At 43.9% G+C, this 20297-nt stretch carries 25 protein-coding genes; 16 read left to right on the plus strand and 9 right to left on the minus strand.

Features of this window, described 5'->3' with window-relative positions; genetic code table 11:
* Positions 1–15: 15 nt before the first annotated feature.
* Positions 16–381, minus strand: a complete 366-nt coding sequence (locus tag H065_RS0121430) for a winged helix-turn-helix transcriptional regulator (protein ID WP_017815148.1) — start codon at positions 379–381, stop codon at positions 16–18.
* A gap of 253 nt (positions 382–634) precedes the next feature.
* Here H065_RS0121430 and H065_RS0121435 point away from each other — a divergent pair, with 253 nt between their 5' ends.
* Genes H065_RS0121435 through H065_RS0121470 form a run of 8 tightly spaced genes read left to right on the plus strand, consistent with a single transcriptional unit; the run spans position 635 to position 7278 of the window.
* Positions 635–1309, plus strand: a complete 675-nt coding sequence (locus H065_RS0121435; RefSeq protein ID WP_017815149.1) for an ABC transporter permease — start codon at positions 635–637, stop codon at positions 1307–1309.
* Positions 1306–2205: a glycine betaine ABC transporter substrate-binding protein gene (locus H065_RS0121440; protein WP_017815150.1), complete on the plus strand. Its 900-nt coding sequence runs from the start codon at positions 1306–1308 to the stop codon at positions 2203–2205. The genes H065_RS0121435 and H065_RS0121440 overlap by 4 nt, the downstream gene beginning before the upstream one ends.
* A 21-nt stretch (positions 2206–2226) precedes the next feature.
* Entirely contained in the window at positions 2227–3000 is a 774-nt protein-coding gene (locus H065_RS0121445; protein ID WP_017815151.1) for an ABC transporter ATP-binding protein, read from the plus strand.
* Complete coding sequence (locus H065_RS0121450; RefSeq protein ID WP_017815152.1) at positions 2993–3622, plus strand: ABC transporter permease; 630 nt, start codon at positions 2993–2995, stop codon at positions 3620–3622. The genes H065_RS0121445 and H065_RS0121450 overlap by 8 nt, the downstream gene beginning before the upstream one ends.
* Positions 3623–3646: 24 nt before the next feature.
* Positions 3647–4633, plus strand: coding sequence for a zinc-binding alcohol dehydrogenase family protein (locus H065_RS0121455; RefSeq protein WP_017815153.1), 987 nt, complete (start codon positions 3647–3649; stop codon positions 4631–4633).
* A 1-nt stretch (position 4634) separates the two neighbouring features.
* Positions 4635–5483, plus strand: coding sequence for an SIR2 family NAD-dependent protein deacylase (locus H065_RS0121460; RefSeq protein WP_017815154.1), 849 nt, complete (start codon positions 4635–4637; stop codon positions 5481–5483).
* Between the two features lie 29 nt (positions 5484–5512).
* On the plus strand, positions 5513–6409 hold the full coding sequence (locus H065_RS0121465) for a protein-ADP-ribose hydrolase (protein ID WP_017815155.1): 897 nt from the start codon (positions 5513–5515) through the stop codon (positions 6407–6409).
* 32 nt (positions 6410–6441) lie between these two features.
* Entirely contained in the window at positions 6442–7278 is an 837-nt protein-coding gene (locus H065_RS0121470) for an SPL family radical SAM protein (RefSeq protein WP_017815156.1), read from the plus strand.
* A gap of 168 nt (positions 7279–7446) precedes the next feature.
* Here the strand turns inward: H065_RS0121470 and H065_RS0121475 are convergent, their stop codons facing one another.
* The 5 genes from H065_RS0121475 to H065_RS0121495 form a co-directional block, all read right to left on the minus strand.
* The gene (locus tag H065_RS0121475) at positions 7447–7818 is read right to left on the minus strand and encodes a hypothetical protein (protein ID WP_017815157.1); all 372 of its coding nucleotides are present in this window, start codon (positions 7816–7818) and stop codon (positions 7447–7449) included.
* Between the two features lies 1 nt (position 7819).
* Positions 7820–8899 carry a peptidoglycan DD-metalloendopeptidase family protein gene (locus H065_RS26535; protein WP_017815158.1) on the minus strand — a complete coding sequence of 360 codons (1080 nt, stop codon included), beginning with the start codon at positions 8897–8899 and terminating at the stop codon, positions 7820–7822.
* Complete coding sequence (locus tag H065_RS0121485; RefSeq protein ID WP_026136378.1) at positions 8896–9498, minus strand: hypothetical protein; 603 nt, start codon at positions 9496–9498, stop codon at positions 8896–8898. The genes H065_RS26535 and H065_RS0121485 overlap by 4 nt, the downstream gene beginning before the upstream one ends.
* 3 nt (positions 9499–9501) lie before the next feature.
* Positions 9502–10956, minus strand: a complete 1455-nt coding sequence (locus tag H065_RS0121490) for a hypothetical protein (RefSeq protein ID WP_017815160.1) — start codon at positions 10954–10956, stop codon at positions 9502–9504.
* Between the two features lie 62 nt (positions 10957–11018).
* Complete coding sequence (locus H065_RS0121495) at positions 11019–11702, minus strand: hypothetical protein (protein ID WP_017815161.1); 684 nt, start codon at positions 11700–11702, stop codon at positions 11019–11021.
* A 48-nt stretch (positions 11703–11750) separates the two neighbouring features.
* Between H065_RS0121495 and H065_RS0121500 the strand changes: the two genes are divergently transcribed.
* The 5 genes from H065_RS0121500 (at position 11751) to H065_RS27210 (ending at position 16037) form a co-directional block, all read left to right on the plus strand.
* The gene (locus H065_RS0121500; RefSeq protein WP_443146863.1) at positions 11751–12017 is read left to right on the plus strand and encodes a DinB/UmuC family translesion DNA polymerase; all 267 of its coding nucleotides are present in this window, start codon (positions 11751–11753) and stop codon (positions 12015–12017) included.
* A 161-nt stretch (positions 12018–12178) separates the two neighbouring features.
* A complete protein-coding gene (locus H065_RS0121505) occupies positions 12179–13264 on the plus strand; it encodes a tyrosine-type recombinase/integrase (RefSeq protein ID WP_017815163.1) in 1086 nt (361 codons plus the stop codon).
* The gene (locus H065_RS0121510; protein WP_017815164.1) at positions 13261–15282 is read left to right on the plus strand and encodes a tyrosine-type recombinase/integrase; all 2022 of its coding nucleotides are present in this window, start codon (positions 13261–13263) and stop codon (positions 15280–15282) included. The genes H065_RS0121505 and H065_RS0121510 overlap by 4 nt, the downstream gene beginning before the upstream one ends.
* Positions 15266–15655, plus strand: a complete 390-nt coding sequence (locus tag H065_RS26540; RefSeq protein WP_017815165.1) for a DUF6262 family protein — start codon at positions 15266–15268, stop codon at positions 15653–15655. Before H065_RS0121510 ends, H065_RS26540 begins: the two co-directional genes overlap by 17 nt.
* Positions 15656–15692: 37 nt before the next feature.
* Positions 15693–16037: a YolD-like family protein gene (locus H065_RS27210; protein ID WP_238558009.1), complete on the plus strand. Its 345-nt coding sequence runs from the start codon at positions 15693–15695 to the stop codon at positions 16035–16037.
* A gap of 56 nt (positions 16038–16093) precedes the next feature.
* Here the strand turns inward: H065_RS27210 and arsC are convergent, their stop codons facing one another.
* From arsC to H065_RS0121535, 3 genes are all read right to left on the minus strand, one after another.
* A complete protein-coding gene (arsC, locus tag H065_RS0121525; RefSeq protein ID WP_026136379.1) occupies positions 16094–16513 on the minus strand; it encodes an arsenate reductase (thioredoxin) in 420 nt (139 codons plus the stop codon).
* A 30-nt stretch (positions 16514–16543) separates the two neighbouring features.
* Positions 16544–17839 carry an arsenic transporter gene (locus H065_RS0121530; protein ID WP_017815168.1) on the minus strand — a complete coding sequence of 432 codons (1296 nt, stop codon included), beginning with the start codon at positions 17837–17839 and terminating at the stop codon, positions 16544–16546.
* 115 nt (positions 17840–17954) lie between these two features.
* Positions 17955–18305, minus strand: a complete 351-nt coding sequence (locus H065_RS0121535; protein ID WP_017815169.1) for an ArsR/SmtB family transcription factor — start codon at positions 18303–18305, stop codon at positions 17955–17957.
* Between the two features lie 133 nt (positions 18306–18438).
* On the opposite strand from H065_RS0121535, the gene H065_RS0121540 reads away from it, so the two are divergent.
* The 3 genes from H065_RS0121540 to H065_RS0121550 are packed head-to-tail and all read left to right on the plus strand — an operon-like array spanning position 18439 to position 20285.
* Positions 18439–18891 carry a MarR family winged helix-turn-helix transcriptional regulator gene (locus H065_RS0121540; RefSeq protein ID WP_017815170.1) on the plus strand — a complete coding sequence of 151 codons (453 nt, stop codon included), beginning with the start codon at positions 18439–18441 and terminating at the stop codon, positions 18889–18891.
* 59 nt (positions 18892–18950) lie between these two features.
* Complete coding sequence (locus H065_RS0121545) at positions 18951–19751, plus strand: arsenite methyltransferase (RefSeq protein ID WP_017815171.1); 801 nt, start codon at positions 18951–18953, stop codon at positions 19749–19751.
* Between the two features lie 18 nt (positions 19752–19769).
* Positions 19770–20285, plus strand: coding sequence for an arsinothricin resistance N-acetyltransferase ArsN1 family A (locus H065_RS0121550; RefSeq protein ID WP_017815172.1), 516 nt, complete (start codon positions 19770–19772; stop codon positions 20283–20285).
* Positions 20286–20297 lie beyond the last annotated feature (12 nt).

The raw sequence follows: 20297 nt of genomic DNA on the forward strand, positions 1-20297 counted from the left end.
TACCGTGCTTTTCAATTAAGCTTTCTCTTCCACTAAATCTTCAACCAAAAGTTCTCCTTTAGCCAACTTTTGGTATCCATTTCCCCAGGTTTCCATAACACTCATAATCGGTCTCAATGTTTCTCCCAGCTCACTTAACCGATACTCCACTCTAGGAGGTACTTCAGCAAAAACTTTACGTGTAATAATTCCGTCAGTCTCCATGGAACGCAGATTCTGCGTTAAAACTTTTTGACTAAGCTCATCAATACTACTTTTTAATTCACCGAAGCGTTTGGGCCCTGTCAACAGATCGCGCAAAATAAGCAGCTTCCATTTGTTTCCGATCAACCCTACAGTCGTAGCAACTGGGCAAAGCGGTGTTCCTTTATCCGGGATCATAGAGTTACACCTCCAATAGTTTCTAAAAGAATCTTAGTTTCATATTCATACTATTATCCTTATTATAAAGAGTTTGAATCCTGCTGCAACTCAAAATCAAATAAACATTTAACAAAATTGCATCAAAGAAATCCTTATCCCACACAATCGTTACTAAAAGGTAACTTAGCCCCTAAAAAGGTGCCTACTTTTCAGTAAACTCGCTTTTCTTTACCATAAGAGATATGAATCTGATCGATCAGGATGTGATTAATTGAACGATGCATTGGGAAAGCAAATGCAAAGCTATTTTGCTGAAAATATGAATACTTACCTGCTTTCTGTCCAGCAGCACTTGATCGTTAGCATTGCGGCTCTACTGATTGCATCGACAATCGGCATAGTCGGCGCCTTTTTTTGTCTCAAATATGCCAAGCAAGAAAAATGGATTGCTGGTTTTTTTCAAATCCTGCGAATCGTACCTAGCCTCGCCGTTCTGCTTTTGCTCCTTCCGTTGATGGGCACAGGTCTTCGTCCCGCGCTAACTGCGCTCGTACTGCTTGCTATCCCATCTATCCTGCTGAATACGATTGCTGGACTGAGGAACGTTTCTTCCGATTTGTTGGAAGCTGCGTCTGGCATGGGCATGACGGAACGTCAGGCCTTGTGGAAAGTTCGCGTTCCGTTAGCGATGCCTTTGATCTTGACCGGCGTCAAAACGGCAATCATTGAAATCGTAGCTAGTGCTACACTCGCCGCCAAGATCGGCGCGGGAGGACTCGGCGATTTAATCTTTACCGGGCTTGGACTGAATCGCATTGATCTGCTGCTGATCGGCGGACTATCAGTCGCTCTGATCGCTGTTGTAGCAAGCCTAATTTTAGATCTCACGGAGAAAAACCTAGTCATTAACAAATTCAAAAATAGAAAAAGGGGTTTTCAAGGATGAATATGAAAAAAGTAAAAACAGCCGTCGTTTTGGTCGTAACCGCGCTGCTTGTAGTTGCATGTGGTAGCGGAAATCAAGCGTCTGGCGACAAACCGACGATTCGCGTGGGAACTAAAGACTTTACGGAGAATCTGATTGTCGGCGAACTGTACGCATTGGCGCTTGAAAATGCAGGCTATAACGTTGAACGCAAACCAAACATCGCAAGTTCCGTTGTGCATACAGCATTGACTAATAACGAAATCGATCTGTATCCAGAATATACGGGTACCGGACTTCTCGTTATTCTTCAAGAACCACTGATCACGGACCCCGAGCAAGTCTATCAAAAAGTGAAAGAAGAATATAATAAGAAATTCAATGCGACTTGGTTGGATTATTCGCAGGCAAACGACGGTGCAGGTCTTGTCATTCGTACCGAAGTTTCCGAAGAGCTGGGAATTAAGACCATCAGCGATCTGCAAAAGCACGCTTCCGAACTGCGCTTCGCGTCACAGGGGGAAGTGGACCAGCGGGAAGACGGAATCCCTGCTCTGGAAAAAGTATATGGACCTCTGGAATGGAAATCTTCAAAAGTATACGATAATGGCTTGAAATATGAACTGCTTGCCAACGATGAAGCCGACGTGGCTCCTGCCTATACGACGGAAGGACGTTTGACCGAAAAGGAGAAATTCACGCTATTGGAAGACGACAAGCAGGTATGGCCACCTTACAATCTGGCTCCTGTCATTCGCAACGAAGTGCTCGAAGCAAATCCTGATATTGCCGACGCGATCAACAAAGTCAGCGCGGCTCTGGATACCGAAACGATTACGGCTTTGAATGCTAAAGTAGACATCGATAAAGAAGACTATGAAGATGTAGCTGAAGAATTTTACAAATCTATCAAATAATTTGTTAATACGGAGGACCCCATGTCGAATACGATCATTACATTCAATGAAGTCAGCAAACGATACGATCATACCGACGACTACGCGGTAAAGGACGTGAGTTTGAACATCGAACAGGGAGAGTTCATTACGATCCTGGGGTCTTCCGGTTCCGGAAAAACGACGCTGCTGAAAATGGTTAATCGACTGCAAGAGCCGAGCAGCGGAACGATCACACTGTTTGGCGAAAATATTGCCGTGATGAACCCCGTCGCGCTTCGAAGAAAAATCGGATATGTCATTCAGCAAACCGGGCTGTTTCCTCACTTGACAATTGCTCAGAACATTGCGGTTGTTCCCAAATTACTGAAATGGCCCCGCAGCAAAATCGAAGCTCGCGTCGACGAACTGCTCGAGCTTGTCGGCCTTCCGCCGAAAGAGTACCGAAATCGCTATCCTGCTCAGCTTTCTGGAGGCCAGCAGCAGCGCTCAGGCCTTGCGCGAGCGCTCGCGGCCGATCCCGATGTCATGCTGCTCGACGAACCGTTCGGAGCAGTCGATGCCATCAACCGTACCTCTTTGCAAGATGAACTGCTGCGCCTCCACCGTGGACTTGGCAAAACGTTTTTGCTTGTTACCCACGATATCAATGAAGCATTTAAGTTAGGTACGCGGGTCATTATTATGGATAAAGGACAAGTTTGCCAGTTTGATACGCCAGAGCGGATCGCCAAACACCCTGCAGACGGATTTGTCACTTCCTTGATTGCTTCGTCCAGGCAGCAGGAACGGTTCTGGGAGGAACTTTATGATTGATTATGCCTTAAATCATGCAGATAAATTGGGCGAGGCTCTCTGGGAGCATATACTTTTGGTCGCTCTCACTCTTCTGTTCTCCATTGCGGCGGCTTCTCTGCTTAGTCTGCTGGCTATGTACGTTCCAGTAATTTCCAGACCTATTGTTTATCTCTTTTCTATTTTGTATGCCGTCCCAAGTCTTGCCTTGTTCGTCCTGCTGATCCCGCTGACCGGACTTGGACAGAAGACTGCGATTTTAGTATTGATTCTTTACAATCAATATATTTTGCTGCGTAACTTCCTGACTGGGCTTACGGATTTAGACCCTTCAATTGTCGAAGCAGCGACTGGAATGGGCATGAATCGATGGCAGACCTTGTTCCAAGTTCGTCTGCCTTTGGCCCGGCGGTCAATCTTTACCGGGATCCGTCTTGCCTCTGTGTCTACGGTAGGCATTGCCACCATCGCGGCCTTTATCAATGCTGGCGGTTTGGGTGACATCTTGTTCGACGGACTGCGCACCTTGAATATCGACAAAATTATTTGGGGCAGTATTCTGTCGGCAGGTTTGGCGCTGCTGATTAACGCCTTGTTTTTGTATATCGAAAAACGATTGACTCCGCCTGCTGCCAAGCTATAAATCTGAATCGGGAGGCTACACAATATGAAAGCTATCGTACTGAAACGTCCCTGCACCGCAGAAGAACTGACGGTAGATGAAGTCCCTATTCCTCAAGTGAAACCGGGCTGGGTAAGAGTCAAGATCAAAGCATTCGGCATCAATCGCTCGGAAATGTTTACCCGACAGGGACATTCGCCATCCGTAAAGCTTCCTCGTATCATCGGAATTGAATGCGCCGGAGAAATTGATGATCCGTCCGATAGCTATTTTCATAAAGAGCAGCGCGTCGTATCGCTTATGGGCGGACTTGGCCGTGACTTTGACGGAAGCTATGCCGAATATGCGCTGATCCCTTCAGATCAGGTCTATCCAATCGCTCAATCAATGGATTGGACGCAGTTGGCTGCTATTCCGGAAATGTATTATACCGCCTATGCTTCGCTATTTGATGTATTGAAGCTGCAGCCAGGCGAAACGCTGCTGATTCGCGGCGGTACGAGTTCTGTGGGCTTGGCGGCTCTACAGCTCGCCAAAAGCATCGGGGCGACCGTCATTTCAACCTCTCGCAGCGCAGACAAATTGCACAGGCTGAAGCAGGCCGGAGCCGACTATGCCTGGTTGGACAGTGGCGCACTAAGCGAAGAACTGTTTTCGCAGTTTCCGCAGGGCGTTGATAAGGTGCTTGAGCTGATCGGAACGTCTACGCTCAAACATTCGCTGACCCTTGCTGCTGAGTATGGCATCGTCTGCGTGACCGGCATTCTCGGGAATGAATGGGTGATGAATCAATTCGAACCGATGGTCGATGTACCGACCGCCGTGTATCTAACTTCATTTACTAGCACGCCGGTCAAAATTCATCTGCTGCAAGAACTGTTTACTCATATCGAAAACCACCGTCTTCAGGCGCCTGTAGCTGCCACATTTCCGTTAGAACAAATCGGCTTAGCCCATCAATTGATGGAAAGCAATACGGCCGGCGGGAAGATCGTAGTAGTTACGGAGCAAACCGAGTCGAAGGAGAAATAAAATGAATACATCGCTCGATAAGCGGGTCGAACAAACCAAGCAAGCCCTTGCGGAAGCTGATCATATTTTGATCGGCGGCGGTGCCGGCTTGTCAGCAGCGGCGGGATTGCTTTACAGCGGTCCGCGATTTACTGAACGATTCCAAGCTTTTATTGAAAAATATAAATTCACCGACCTGTATACGTCTAGTTTCTACCCCTTTGCTACACAAACCGAAAAATGGGCTTATTGGGCGCACCATATCAGTTTGAATCGATACGAAACAGAGGCGACTCCTCTTTATCGGGATATTTATCGGTTGGTGAGTGATCAGAGTTATTTCGTTATTTCTACCAACGTCGAAAGCCAATTCACCAAAGCCGGTTTCCCGGAAAATCGAGTATTTGAGATTCAAGGCGATTACGGCTACTTGCAGTGCGAAAAAGGGTGTCATGATAAGCTTTATGAGAACAAAGAGTTAATCGCGGAAATGGTGGCCCTTACGAACAACTGTGAAATTCCACAGCGCCTAGTTCCCGCCTGTCCGGTATGCGGCGGTCCTATGGACGTTAACCTTCGGAAAGATCAACATTTTGTTCAAGATGAGAGATGGTACGAAATGGCTGAAAAGTATAAGGCATTCGCACAGCAGACTCTTACGGCCAAAACGGTATATCTAGAATTCGGAGTCGGTTTCAACACACCAGGCATTATTCGATATCCCTTTGAAACGTTTACCACTCATAACGAACAAGCTACCCTAATTCGTTTTAATCGCGATCATCCGGACGGGGCTCGTGAAATTGCAGCACAAACGATCTCTTTTACAGAACCCATAAATGAAGTGGTTACCGCTTTGCTAGATTTTTGATTCTACCAATAGAAAGAAAGGAAACTCTTATGACGCTTACTTTGGATATGTATCTCAGCCTGCTGGAACTGGATCATCCTTTTCTTCCGCTTCCTTATACGGACAAGACGGATATGGAAAGAGTTAACGAACTTCTTCATGTACTGTTGAGCGAATATGAAGACGGAATCTCTGTCGAACTTCCATCCAGCTACGAAGAAAAACGTTTGCTGCTGAAAAAGCTTCTGACGCTGCGGAAAGCACAGCCTTTGCCGGACTCCTTCCACCGCACTTTGGATGACCTGCTTCAAAGTGAACTGCGAAAAAAAGAAATCGTAAATGCGCAGGAACTGCGTAAAGTGTCTGAAAGATCGGTTAAGTCGCCTTTCAGCGAGTCCGATCGTTTAGTACTTTGGCAGGGCGATATTACGACGTTGCATGCCGATGCTATTGTTAATGCCGCTAATTCAGCGCTGCTTGGGTGTTTTCAGCCAGGACATGCGTGTATCGATAATGCGATACACGCAGCAGCCGGACCCCGTCTACGGGAAGACTGTCATCGTCTGATGATCCGGCAAGGACACACCGAACCGACTGGCGAAGCGAAATTAACGCGTGCCTATAATCTGCCAGCGTCTTACGTTATACACACGGTCGGTCCGATTGTCGCAAATGGTAGGACGCCCACAGAACAACAGAAAAAAGAGCTCGCCTCTTGTTATATCTCTTGCCTCGATCTAACTCAGCAAAAAGGCGATATTCGAAGCCTTGCTTTTTGCGCCATATCAACGGGAATTTTTGGCTTCCCAAAAGAAGAAGCTGCACGTATCGCACTTCAAACGGTCAATCAATGGCTACAAACACACGATCATGCCTTGGACACGATCATATTCAACGTATTCGGAGACGACGACTACGAAATCTACGCCAAGATGCTTTATCATTAAAAGACATCCGGCTAAGTATGATAGGGGTCTTTATGACTACAGAACAAAAAGAAACGATTGCTAAAACAATATTAACCGTTGCCAAGGGCTACCTCGACGTCGGTTTTACCCATTCTCTGAATCCTTACAGCGGCTGCGCCTTTGCATGCCGCTACTGCTATGTTCGGGAACTGCCCATCCAGCGATACAAAGATAAACCCTGGGGAGAATGGGTGGATATGAAAGTCAATGCCGCCTTGCTTTATCAGGAAGAAGTACGTAAGCTCCGCGCCAAAGATAAGTCTTTGCATCTGTTCATGTCTTCTGTAACGGATCCATATCAGCCGGCGGAGCAACAAGCAGGGATTACAAGAGAGCTGCTAAAAGCGATGCTGAACGATCCGCCCGACACGCTGCAAATTCAAACGCGCAGTCCTCTTATTACTCGAGATATAGATTTGTTAAAGGAATTGAACAAGCACTGTTCTTTGCTTGTCTCCATGACAATCGAAACCGATCGCGAAGATGTACGGCGGATTTTTGCTCCGCATGCACCCGGCATTCCACTTCGAATCAAAGCGCTGCAGCAAATACGGGAAGCCGATATTCTCACGCAGGCTTCACTATCTCCAGTGCTGCCTTTTACCCCAGATTTCCCAACCCTATTAAAAGAAGCAGCGGATCGAATCTGGATTGATACGCTACTCATCGGAGATGGTGCGAGAGGCAGCCGTTCAGAAAAAATCGGCATGCGAGCCTTATTTAAAGAAAACGAGTTGCAGAAGTGGTATACAAGCGATATCCATTTAAAAGTCAGGCGTCATTTTCAAAAAAGCTATCCAGATGAATCAATTAAAGTCTCACAAAACGAAGCTTTTCCATATAAGTAAATCAACGCTTCATAAGCTATGTAAAAAAGCAGCCATCCTCTCGGTGGCTGCTTCTTTCTCTTCTTACTAATAATTCTGAGGAGCATTAAAAAAATACTAGAAAGTCAGTTATTATTCTTGCTTGTTTCATGTGCAACAAAAAGAACGGCTCGTGTTTGAGCCGTTTTTTCAGCCTTCTTTATAATACCGGATATACTGACTATACAAGCTTTGCAGCAAATAAACCGCGTCTTCCTTATCTGCTGGAAGGTAGCCTTCGTAAATGATATTCGATCCGGCCAACTCTCGTACAAACTTTTCAGGATCATAATTCGGATCTTCCAGGACTTCATCTAACATATCAGCCACGGCCACATATTCCGGAAAAATAATATGGCCGTTTTTTGTTTCCGCGATGATATGATCGTCGCTATTCGTAATCCGGACTTGAGGATGCTTGCGTTTCTGAGCTTTTAAATACCCCATGATTTCTTGAGCTGATTCGATATAATCGGCAGCGTGATAACGTCCATCAGCTTCGTAGCGGTATCCGTAATACATTTTATTTCCCTCCAAGGAACGGCATCGGATCAACCGGGCTACCGTTAATGATGATTTCAAAGTGCAAGTGCGGTCCTGTGCTGCCGCCTGTAGATCCGCACTCTCCGATTACGCTCCCGGCTTGTACCGTATCGCCAACGCCCGCAATCAGCCGTGATAAGTGGCCGTACGTCGTAACGTAACCGCCGCCGTGGTCGATCCGAATATACTGCCCATACCCAACGCCTGGCCTGCTGGAATCTTGCCAAGCACTGAAGATCACCTTTCCTGCTTTTGAAGCCGGAACTGGCTCCCCGTTATAACAGCCCAAATCGACACCGGCATGAAGTTTTTGCTTACCCGTAATCGGATGCGTCCGCATCCCGAAGTTTGAGGTGACCGCCCCGTTGATCGGCCGCACAAACCCATTCTGTCCGGCTTGCGGAACCTCGATCACGTTATAACCCTGCTCGACGTAAAGTGTCGCGTACTTCATGATTTCAGCTACATAAGACGTATCCTTGTTATATTTCAGCAGCGCACCTTCAATATCTCCGCTCGCAGCTCCGCTTTTCCCTAAATAATTAGCTGCCGAAAAAATGGCATCTTCGATGTCCCACATACTCGCGATGCCGTCCCCGTTCGCATCAACGCCGTAGCCGCCATATTTAGCGATCATGGACAAGCTTTCTTTTTCCGCAGTCGTGAAGTCCCCTTTACCTACACCACCTGCACAAGATGGATGGTTCCACTCCACAAATGTACAAGGCATAAACTGCAGATGCCCTTCTGCCCCAACGCCCGAAATCATGGTCAGATGCGTTGAAAATGAGGTTTCTTTTCGGTGTACAGAAGCCAGCACATTCCAGGGCGTTCCGTATTTTTCAGCTGCAGCCTGATAGATCGGCAAGAACTGCGCCGGAATATCCGATTCACCGAAATTCGATAGGCTGCCCGGACCCCAGCCGAATCCGCCACCGGCCGAATTTCCGGATGCGTTGTTTCCTCCCATTAGAATCGTCATCATCAGCCCGATCACAAGAACAGCCGCTAGAAAAATCGGAATTAAGGCGACCCCGCCCAACATCAGAATCTTTTTCATGGATTCCACGCCCTTGTGTTCAGCGCTAAATCATCCACTTTCCACTTTCCATCATCCAGCCGTATTTTCAGCACGTAAGGAAGCAAACTCTGCTCTTTTTCGCCCTGGGATCCGATATGCTCCACATTCACATTGGTCGTCCACCACTGTTCGCTGCTGCCTTCTTTCAGCGGCAGCAGCTCCACTTCGGTAACGATCGTTTTCACGGTCGTCAGTGTGCCGCGTCGCTGTTCGGTTTGCAGCATTTCCCAAAAAGAAGCCGTGACGTAGGGTTCGACTTTCTCCAAAAAATGATCCGGATCTTCAGCATCAAACGGAACATAGGCTTCAGTAAACTTTTGCGCGACATCCTGAGCTTCGATCATCATTTCTTCCGTAGGCACATCGACCGCTTCTACGCGATTGACGCTTTCCGCTTCCGCGTTTGGTTGATATTCCCGTGCCGGTTGATACTCCCGCACCGGCTGAACCGCAGCGGGTTTAGGCTGCTGCTGTTTGGCAGCCGCCTCCCTCTGCTCGATCTGGTATCCGGAAAAAATGGATGCTACGAAAAGAACAATCATTCCGATCGCTACGGCCATACCTAACCACTTTTTCAACGTTTATTCCCCTTCCCCGGATCCAGATTCCCTCTTATCGTGAATCTCACTCGACTGATTGATGATCTCTGCAATTTCTTCTTGTGAAAGCTCTACGCCCGTAGCTTCAAGCGCAATATTCGCTGTACTTGCACGATCCTCAACCCCTCCGCTCCGCGTCGGCGGCACTTCTGAATCCCCAATCGTGCGATGAACAGGCGTCGAACCTTCTGTCGACTCTAACGACTCCATCCCACGGGCAGTACGGAAGGACTCTTGGTTTGTAGCGGAAGAAGAATTCGGTGCTGCAGAACGAACCGAACTTTCATTCGCTGAAGCCCCAGCATGGGCTTCAGCTCTCGAACCGTTTAAAGGAACGATCGTCGGTACGCTGCCGCTGTTGGATGCGTTCGCCGGTGGCAGCGAATCGCCGGTCACGCCCTGAGCGGATTCGTTAGGCATCGAAGCATACAATGAATCCTCATTGTATGTGGATGGACCTCCGCGTTCCGAAGCCCCAGAAGCCGCCTCATACGTAGACGAAAGAGATTCCAGACCGGCCATGCCACCGCTTGCCCCACTTGTCAGCGGAACCGATTCAATCGTTCCAGCTCCGGAAGACGGTGCGGAAAGCGATTCGGTTTGAAGCCCACCGCTGCTAAGACTTTGCGGACGAATCGAAGCATCGTCATAATCACCCTGGCCGGATCCGGCCGACCCTGCCGAAGCTGCTGCAGCAGAATTCAATCCCGGCATCGGAAGAATTTTCGCTCCGCTAGATGATGAAATACCAGCTGCCCCGTTATCCCCAACTTGATTCTGCGCGCTTTGTTGGGCTCGTTTCCGCAAGAACGACGGTATATCTTCATTCTCACCCGTTGTACTCTGTAAAGGAACGGTTGGCATCACGGGCGCACTTCCTGCCGCGCTGCTACCTCGTCCAGCAACCACCCCTCTGGCCGCCGATCCGACTCCGGCTGCTACAGCCGATCCTCCGGCCGCCGCTGTTGCTCCTCCAACTGCCGCTACGCCACCGATCTGTCCGACTGCGGCTGCACCGCCTAAACTTTCACTCTGCAGCGGTTCAACATGATCGGCATAATCGGAATCTGGATCAATCGCTTCATTGGCAGATGCAGCAGAAGAAGCCAGTGATTCATTGGGTAGCGCGGGTCCGGAAGAAGAACCGGATCTTAACCCGTTAGAATGTCCTCCATTTCCTTCGGCCATAGCGCCAGCCGCTGCTCCTGCAGCCGCTCCTCCCGCTGGTCCACCGAAGGCTTTTCCGATTGTTCGCGCCGCTGCCCGTGTAGCTACAGAACCAACGCCGCTCATACGACGGTCAAATTGCGAAGCTTCCAGAGCCAGCTGCCTTGCAGCCTGATTGCCAGCGAACAAAATACCGATCAGGCGCTTACGTAGTAGGAACATTAGAGCTAGAACAGCGAACTCGATCAATCCAATTGCCATATACCCCATGCTGCTCGCAGCTCCAGAATCGTATGCTTTTATGTACAAAAAAAGATGGCTATTAAGCCATCTCAAACTCTTGCAAAATTTATAAACTCAATTGAAAGCCTATCTTTACTGTCACCACTCATTCTATCTTCTATTTGACGTACTTTAACTAATACAAAATCATTATGATACTTCAATAAAACAACTTCATTTTTTTGTAAGGTTCTAACTCTTGAGCTGAAATCAAAATCATCTTCTATTATATTTTCAGAAAGTTGTGTAGGATCTGTTGCATTGAATCCTATTTTACAAATTCCATCTATTGCACAAACATGGATGGCTGTCTTACCGGCTCGGCTCCATTGTGTAGCATAACTCCCTACCCAAGTTTTTATTTCATATTTACCATCATTGTTCGAATAATCAAAGTCACATGTACCTGAATCCATAATATCGCCTATATCCCTATGCTCTGCTATAATATTAAGATTTTTGGCTTTCACATGATTAATATTACCAACAGGTGTACTATTTAATTGTGAGTTATCAGGCATAAGATTTGTAATTTCTTTTCTATCTTTAACTGCCTTCTTAGCAAGGAATATTTGAATAGTTCGGTACAAATCGTTTTTAATTTCAGTTCCGTTAACGTATTCACTATATACACCTTCACGTCTGTACTTATCACGATACTTTTGAACTTCTCCAGCTTGTACATAATCCATATCAGCATATTGTTTACTTTGATCAACAAAATAAATTAGCACATCTTTTCCTTCATTCTGTACGCAGCCAGCAGCCTCTCTCTGCCCTTTCTGGAGGTGCTGCAGCAGCTGCTGATCGCCGCCAGTGACGGACCGATCCGGCATATCGGTATTTCGGTCAGCAACCTAGTCGACGAGTCGGCGGTGCAGCTGGATTTATTCGATGCTACCTTTCATGAGCAGCTGCGCCGGCTCAGCCTGACGACCGACCGGATTCAGCTAAAGCATGGAGCTGCAGCGATTCTCCGGGCCATCTCCTTAACCGAAGCCGGTATTGCGCTGAATCGATCACACAAAATAGGAGGTCATTATGAATAATTTACCGCACGATCGAGGACACCAATTATCAAGACTATAATAAGAAGCAGGATTCAATGTATTTTGCGTTTTTATTTTCTATCATCACTTTCATCACATACAGATTATGTATACCTGTGTAAAGTAAGTATTTGACGTATGTATAGATAGGAGGGATAGAAATGAATCAAGTGATTAAAATACCTTACGAAGGAGAAAGCCGTTGGATTGTAGTCGATAAACATCAGCAGATGATCAAACCGATCATGAAGTACATTAAATACTTGGATCAGATAGGGCGCGCAGCAAACACGTTGAAGTCATATGCTTATCAACTGAAGATATATTGGGACTTTCTAATGGACATACAGCAAAACTATGAAAGCATGGACCTCAATTTATTAGCTAAATTTATGGCTTGGCTAAGAAATCCTTTGCCAGTAGATAAAGTATCTTATATGCAGTCTACTACAGCTAAAAGAAGAGAACGTACGATCAATTTAATGGTTCAGTGTGTTATTAATTTCTATGATTATCTACACCGCATAGGCGAGTTTGAGAAAAATATAAAAGTAGCCTTAACGAAGCAAATCAAACGATTTAGACACTCCTATCGCCCTTTTTTAGATCATACTTCACAGAATCATACCCTTCGTAAAAATATTCTCAAAGTAAAAGAACCACGAAGAGCCATTAAAACGCTAACTAAACAACAACTCCTTTATATAGAAAGTCAAGATCTGCATATCCGCGATCAATTAATTATTCGAATTTTGCTTGAAACAGGAATACGAGCTAGCGAATTACTTCGATTAGAGTTAGATGACTTTGATATTGGTAATAAAAGTATCCTCATACGGGTATCCAAAACCAAAGCAGGTGAGAACCGGTTGGTTTATATCACAGCAGAAACGATGAATTTATTTCAAAATTATCTTCTGGACTTTCATTGCATTCATACCTGGATTGATCGAGTCTTTTTTAATCGAAGTGGAAAATACAAGGGAGAAGCAATGACTTATGAGTCTTTACAGGCATTAATCAAACGTTTAAATAAACGAACGGGTTTAAGTTTTACAGCCCATATGTTTAGACATACGTGCGCAACTCAATTGTATGAACGAGGAATGAGTATAGCGGCTCTACGAAAGCTAATCGGACACGCACATATTCAAACAACATTACATATGTATGTGCATCCTTCCGAAGACCAGATTCGAAGCGATTGGCAACAAGCGATGTCAAACGATCCAAAGGAGCCTTTATGAATTCGATATTACGCAAGCTCGTTCAAGAACACAGTCACTTTTCCCTTCCTCTCCCTCTCTATTTTCAGCAAGATATTTGGCAAACCGATCAGTTATCTGAAATCCTGCAGCTACCTAAGCCGGTAGTATATAATAAGTCCCTTCATTTCGATTATATTGAGAACCCTTACTTACGCGAAGAAATCAAAAGATATTTTTATATTCACTTTATTAGTGGACGGTTGTCTTTACGATCGGCACTAGGTGTTCCCTATACAGCCATTCTTTTATTCGCTCATTTCTTCTCTACTGCTTATCCACATGCTAAAAGTTTGCTTGACTACTCTCTTCCCGTTATTCAATATCGCTACGGGCGCTTTTTAAAAAAAGAAAGAAGCAAACCGCAGCGTTTGGATCGTATAACTCCAAAATATAAAGCAGGTCATTACGATTACTATACTAAAATTGCAGAAAAATTATATGTGTTCCTTCAAGGCTATTATGATGATCGTCCGGAGCATGAAAAAGATATGTGGCAACTGGATAAACTGGGGCTCCCTTATAATATGTCACGCCGCGAAACTCGGATCAATTTCACTTCGATCCTTCCTCCTTATCGGGATCTAGTCAAAAAATATTTCTATCATGTATTGCTGCTTCAACGTCAAATTACAGTAGCTACAGCATTGAATATTCTGAAAAAAGTTTACTTGTTCTTTAATTTTATTTATGATCGTCATCCGGATTGGACGGATTTAAAACATTTACAGCGAAGTGATATTGAAGCTTTTTTAGCCTACGTTTGGACTGTAGACATGGGAGGGAGCAGTCATTGTAAGAATCGCACACCCAGTAATCGTCATGTGAGTGAGTGTCTCGCGAATAGCCGACGAATTTTAGAATATGCCCAGCTTTATAACTGGCCTGAAGCGCCAAAGCAGCCGATCCATTTGCTTTTAGTATGGGAAGACTTACCTAAGCGTGAACGAAAAAATTATTATGATCATATCAAACATATTCCCGATCCTATTTGGGAGCAAGTACAGCATCATCTCCATTTGCTGCCTCCCGTCTTGGCTAGACTGATCTTGGTAATGGAAGCTAGTGGTTTTCGTGTTTCAGATGTTTGTCAATTAAATCAAGACTGCTTGGTGTACAAATCAAATGGATGGTGGCTGAAAGGGGATCAGCGCAAAGTGAACCATGTCGATCATTTGGTTCCCATATCTGAAGAAATTGTAACCATCGTTAGGATTCAACAAGAGTATTTACAGGAGAACCTATTCTACAATCCACATCATTTCTTATTTCCTCAATCTATTGGTCGACAGTCCGAAAAAGCAATGTCACAACGATTAGTAACCACTGCCCTCGCTCGTCTAGCCGAACAATTAGATTTACGTGATGCTACAGGGAATATTTATAACTTTAAAAATCATGCTTTTCGTCATCGATATGGTGTAAACCTTATTAATAATGGGATGCAAATTTTACACGTTCAAAAATTAATGGCTCATACTAGCTCTGAAATGACACTCACTTATGCTCGAATTCTAGATAGTACGCTACGAAAAGAGTGGGAGAAAGCACAAGCATCTATTCGGCTTAGTGATACAGGGATACCTGTTCGAACTGATTTGTCGATTCAAGCTGAAGAAAATGGTGTGGAATTGGATTGGATTCGTCATCATCTAGATGCGATTCGTATGGATCATGGTTTTTGTATTAAGAGTCCTAAGCTACACTGCGATTTCCTAGAACAGACATTAGAACCTCCTTGTATCAAAAATAATTGTCGCAGCTTTCACGTTGATCAAACTTTTCTAGATTACTATCAAGAGCAAATCGAACAGTTATTAAATGATGTAAAAGTATATGAAACACAAGGAAGACTACGTTCGATTGAATTGGTACAACTTAAAATTAAACGCTTTACAGATATTCGAGATTCGTTACTATCTGCTGGACTGATCATGGGAATAGAAAAAGCAAAACGAGAATATGTAGGGGAGGAACGAAATAATGAATGCTCATCCTAATATATCTGGTCTGCAGCAGCATGCGATTCAAAAGAAAGAACAAGCCATTCGTTCCAGCTGGACGGCCATACATCAGCTTCAACAAGCAGGATTAAACATTAATTTCAATACGGTATCTATACACGCCAGAGTATCTAAGGCCTTTTTATATAACCATGCAGAGCTTCGATCTAATATTGAAAAATTACGCCTTCAAAAGCCTGCTAATGGCCGTATAAACATTTTGAGTGATTCTTCCAAGGAAGTTGTTATTGCCTCTCTTCAGGAACGTATAACGGCGCTTACTGCTCAGATACACACACTCCAAAACGAAAACCAACTTCTGAAACAACGTTTACAAGTGGATTTAAAGCAAAGCTATGATCAATTATGATAAGGAAAGGAGCATGACCATGTGTGATTTCTTTAAAATGAAAAGAGACCCCAATAAAACATGGAGTTCTTCCTTTATTCTTCCAGAACATCGTGAACGTCTTATGGCATATTATGATTCTCAGAAAGACATTATACGTCCTGTATTGGATCATGATCAGTTGGAGGAATTACACTATACCGCTCTTCAATATATAGAAGATGCTAGTAAAGTATATATTGAATATTGGGACAAGAAAAGGATTTATAATGTAACCGGATATATGATTCGATTTAATAGATCGACGAAACAATTTATCGTACAAAAAGAACCTGGGGACGTACTACACATTGGGAGCGGTCAGATCCTAGCCATTTCTAAAATGGAATTAAGTGATCGGTAGGGATCTCTTCCAATAAAAATAAGATGGAGCGGATCGATATCCACTCCATCTTATTTTTATTGACCGGTTTCAGCAAAATATTGGATACGATCTTTAATCTCATCACGTACACGCTGGAAGAAAGCCCATTTTTCTTCTTCTGTACCTTGTGCTTTTGCTGGATCTTCAAACCCCCAGTGTTCACGACGAACATGAGGTGGTGTCATCGGACATTTGTCTGCAGCATCCCCACATAACGTAACAACGAAATCCGCATTGTTCAAGATCTGAGGATCAATAATATCAGAAGTTTGATTCGAAATGTCAATTCCTACTTCGTTCATGGCTTTGACTGCATTCGGATTCAATCCATGTGCTTCAATCCCTGCACTGTATACATTCCATTCTTCATTCAAATATTTCTTCCCCCAACCTTCAGCCATTTGACTTCGACAGGAATTACCCGTACATAAAAAATAAAGTGTTTTTTTAGACATGTATATTCTCTCCTTTAAATATCTTTTTCGTTAATAAACTTGTAGCCATAAGTAAAGACCGAGCAGTGTAATAAATAATGTTGGGATCGTAAGGATAATCCCCGTTTTAAAGTAAGTTCCCCAAGGGATTTTAATTCCTTTTGTACTCAAAACATGAAGCCAAAGCAGTGTGGCGAGCGAGCCGATCGGTGTAATTTTAGGACCAAGATCCGAACCAATAATATTCGCATAAATCAAAGCTTCCTTAATGTGTCCAGTGGCATGAGTCGCATCAATCGCCAGCGCATCTATCAGTACGGTAGGCATATTATTCATAAGAGACGAAATGATAGCGGCTAAGAACCCCATTCCCATGGTAGCTGCAAACATTCCCTGGTCAACAAAACTTTGAATAACTACAGCTAACAAATCGGTAAGCCCAACGTTTCGTAATCCATAAATGACAACATACATACCAACGGAGAAGAATACAATAGCCCATGGTGCGCCCTTCACTACATCTGGAACCGATACCACTGGACTTCGACTAGCCATTATCAAAAATAATATAGCAATCACACCCGCTACCAGTGATACAGGAATAGCAAAGAACTCGCTAATAAAGTAGCCAATGAGTAGTAACGCAAGCACCCACCAGGACAAAACAAACATTCGCTGATCTTGAATGGCATCAGCAGGTTCCTTCAAGTGGTTTGAGTCAAAGTGTGCGGGTATACTTTTCCGAAAGAAAAAGTACAGCACAATGATACTAGCAATCAGTGAAAATAAGTTGGGTACAATCATATGACCGGCATACTCTATAAATGTAATCCCAAAAAAGTCAGCTGATACAATATTCACTAGATTGCTAACGATCAAAGGAAGTGAGGTCGTATCGGCGATAAATCCACTGGCAATGATAAAGGGAAATATCTGTTTTTCATCCAAGTGAAGAGCTCGTACCATAGCAAGCACAATGGGCGTAAGAATCAATGCTGCCCCATCATTGGCGAAAAAGGCGGCTACAACAGCACCCAGGATACTGACGTAAATAAACATGCGTATTCCGTTTCCACGCGCTGCACGAGCCATATGAAGCGCTGCCCATTCAAAAAAGCCAATGCGATCTAAAACCAGTGAAATAAGAATAATAGCTACAAAAGCAAGGGTAGCATTCCAAACGATCTGGGTAACATCCCATACGTCTTGAAAATCAACAACCCCTACTAATAAAGCTAAAATGGCACCTGCACAGGCAGACCAGCCGATAGATAACTTTTTAGGCTGCCAGATAACCAAAGTAAGGGTAATGAGAAAGATCAAGCAAGCGAGTACGACAGATAACACAACGAAACCTCCATTAAAATAATAGTGAACTTTTCTCTCCTTCGCTTTCATTAATAAATAAGCATATACTTATATGTTAAATACAGCTATCTCTTTTGAGATAGTGGTATGAACCTTACAAGCAACAATCCGTTGAGTCTGAATAGCAAACAGCAACCGGCTCTTGTTTTTTCAGCCCTTTTAGAATTTCTTCTTTTTTTGGAACAGATGATAAAATCGCTTCGATATGTGGTTTGTCCGAAGTATTTAAAGAGTAATATACCCATTGTCCCCTTCGCTGTTCTTTGACCAGCTGCGCAGCCTTGAGTTTACGTATATGCTGGCTCACTGCTGGCTGAGAAATATTAAATAATTCAACAAATTCACAAACACACCATTCTCGTCCTTGTAGCAACGCCATCATGATTAACCGTGTTTTATCTCCCAGTAATTTAAAATGGTCAGACATTTCTGTGACCAAGTCCATTTCATCCCTCCTTCTAAAATAACTATATGCTTATATCATAATTAGAAAACGATTAACAATCAAGATGAATTTCTTATGAATAAACTTGTATTTTGCAACTATTTCGTTTATAACGTAAGAGAGGTGAATATCGATGCAAAATAAACGTGAACTGTTTCAGATCATGACTCGACGTTTTGGTTTACTAAACAAGGATTGTTGTAGTATTGGAGGACATGATATATCTGCTGCTCAAAGCCATATTTTATACGAGATCAATCAGCGTGATCGTGCTTCTATTCAGCAGATTGCTGAATTATTAGGAACAGATCTTACTACTTTTAGCCGTCAAGTCCAGACGCTCATTAAAATGGGGCTGTTGCAAAAAGAAGCTAATCCGGATGATCGCCGGGTATCGCTGCTGACCTTAACACCTACAGGGCAGTACATTGCAACTACCATTGATCAACAAATGAACAGTTATTTAGATGAAGTCTTCTCCTATCTCACTCCTTTTGAGCAAGAGACTGTTGTTCGTTCCATTCATTTGTTCAATGAAGCAATGGCTAAATCCAGTCGTTGTTGCTCTCCAATCCGTACCAAATAAATAGAATTACTTGATGAACGCAAGTTTTTTTAAAATCCATTTTGAAGGAGTGTATACTATTGACTACACAAAAACATGATGAAATTCGCCAGAATGTTCGAGAACGCTACCAGGAAATTGCTCTTCAAGCACAACCCTCCAGTACCTGTTGTCAAACCGATTCTTCTTATGATCCAGTGAAGGATGTCGATCAAGTTTCTGCCCAATTAGGATATTCTTCTGCTGAACTCCAAGCTGTACCTGCCGGAGCAAACTTAGGGCTCGGATGTGGTAATCCTCAAGCTATCGCTAGTTTACAGCCTGGCGAAACTGTGCTGGATTTAGGCAGTGGTGCTGGTTTCGATTGTTTTCTTGCTGCTCGTCAGGTAGGAACGAGCGGTAAAGTGATTGGAGTAGATATGACACCTGCAATGGTTACCAAAGCTCGTGCAAACGCCGAAACAGCACAAAATAAAGTGGTTGATTTTCGTCTTGGAGAGATTGAACACTTACCAGTAGCTGATGAAACTATCGATGTTATTATTTCCAATTGTGTTATTAATTTATCTCCAGACAAAAATCAAGTCTTTCAAGAAGCGTACCGTGTACTTCGTTCTGGAGGACGCCTAGCGATCTCCGATATTGTAACGACAGCAGAACTCCCTCCAGTTATAAAAAACGATTTGCACGACTTGTATAGTGGATGTATCTCAGGTGCATCTTCTATCGTCGAACTTACAACAATGATGGAACAAAGTGGATTCACACAAATCCGGGTTGAACCTAAAGATGAATCTAAAAACTTTTTAAAAGAATGGCTCCCGGGGGCTAATATTGAAAATTACATTGTATCTGCTGTGATCCAGGCTGTTAAACCTTAAGAAAGGTGGAAATAGGATATGCCCTCCTCTCACTCGTCTGCGCTATCGTTTTCGGTTCGACCTGCACAAAAAGAAGACCTTCTTACTATTTTAGAGATATATAATCAAGGAATCGAAGATCGAATTGCCACCTTGGAATCCGAAACGAAAGATCTCAATTATATGGGAAATTGGTTTGCTCAGCATCAAGGTAGATATACAGCACTTATCATACAGCACGAAGGGCAATTGGTAGGATGGGCAGCTTTAAACCCCTATTCACAGCGTTGTGCATATGATGGAGTAGCTGACTTATCGATTTACATTGCACGAGACTTTAGGGGAAAAGGTGCAGGAAGCCAGCTACTTATGGCTTTAGAACATATAGCTGAAATAAATAAATTTTATAAAATTATTTTATTCACTTTTTCATTTAATGTAGCAGGACAAAGATTGTACCAAAAACAGGGATATCGTACGGTTGGCACTTTTGAGAAGCAAGGGGTTTTAGATGGAAAACTTATCGACGTTATGATTATGGAGAAAATTCTGTAAAAAGAAATTTCA

The organism is Paenibacillus shenyangensis (assembly GCF_000346635.1).
GTDB classification, from domain to species: Bacteria; Bacillota; Bacilli; order Paenibacillales; family Paenibacillaceae; genus Saccharibacillus; species Saccharibacillus dauci.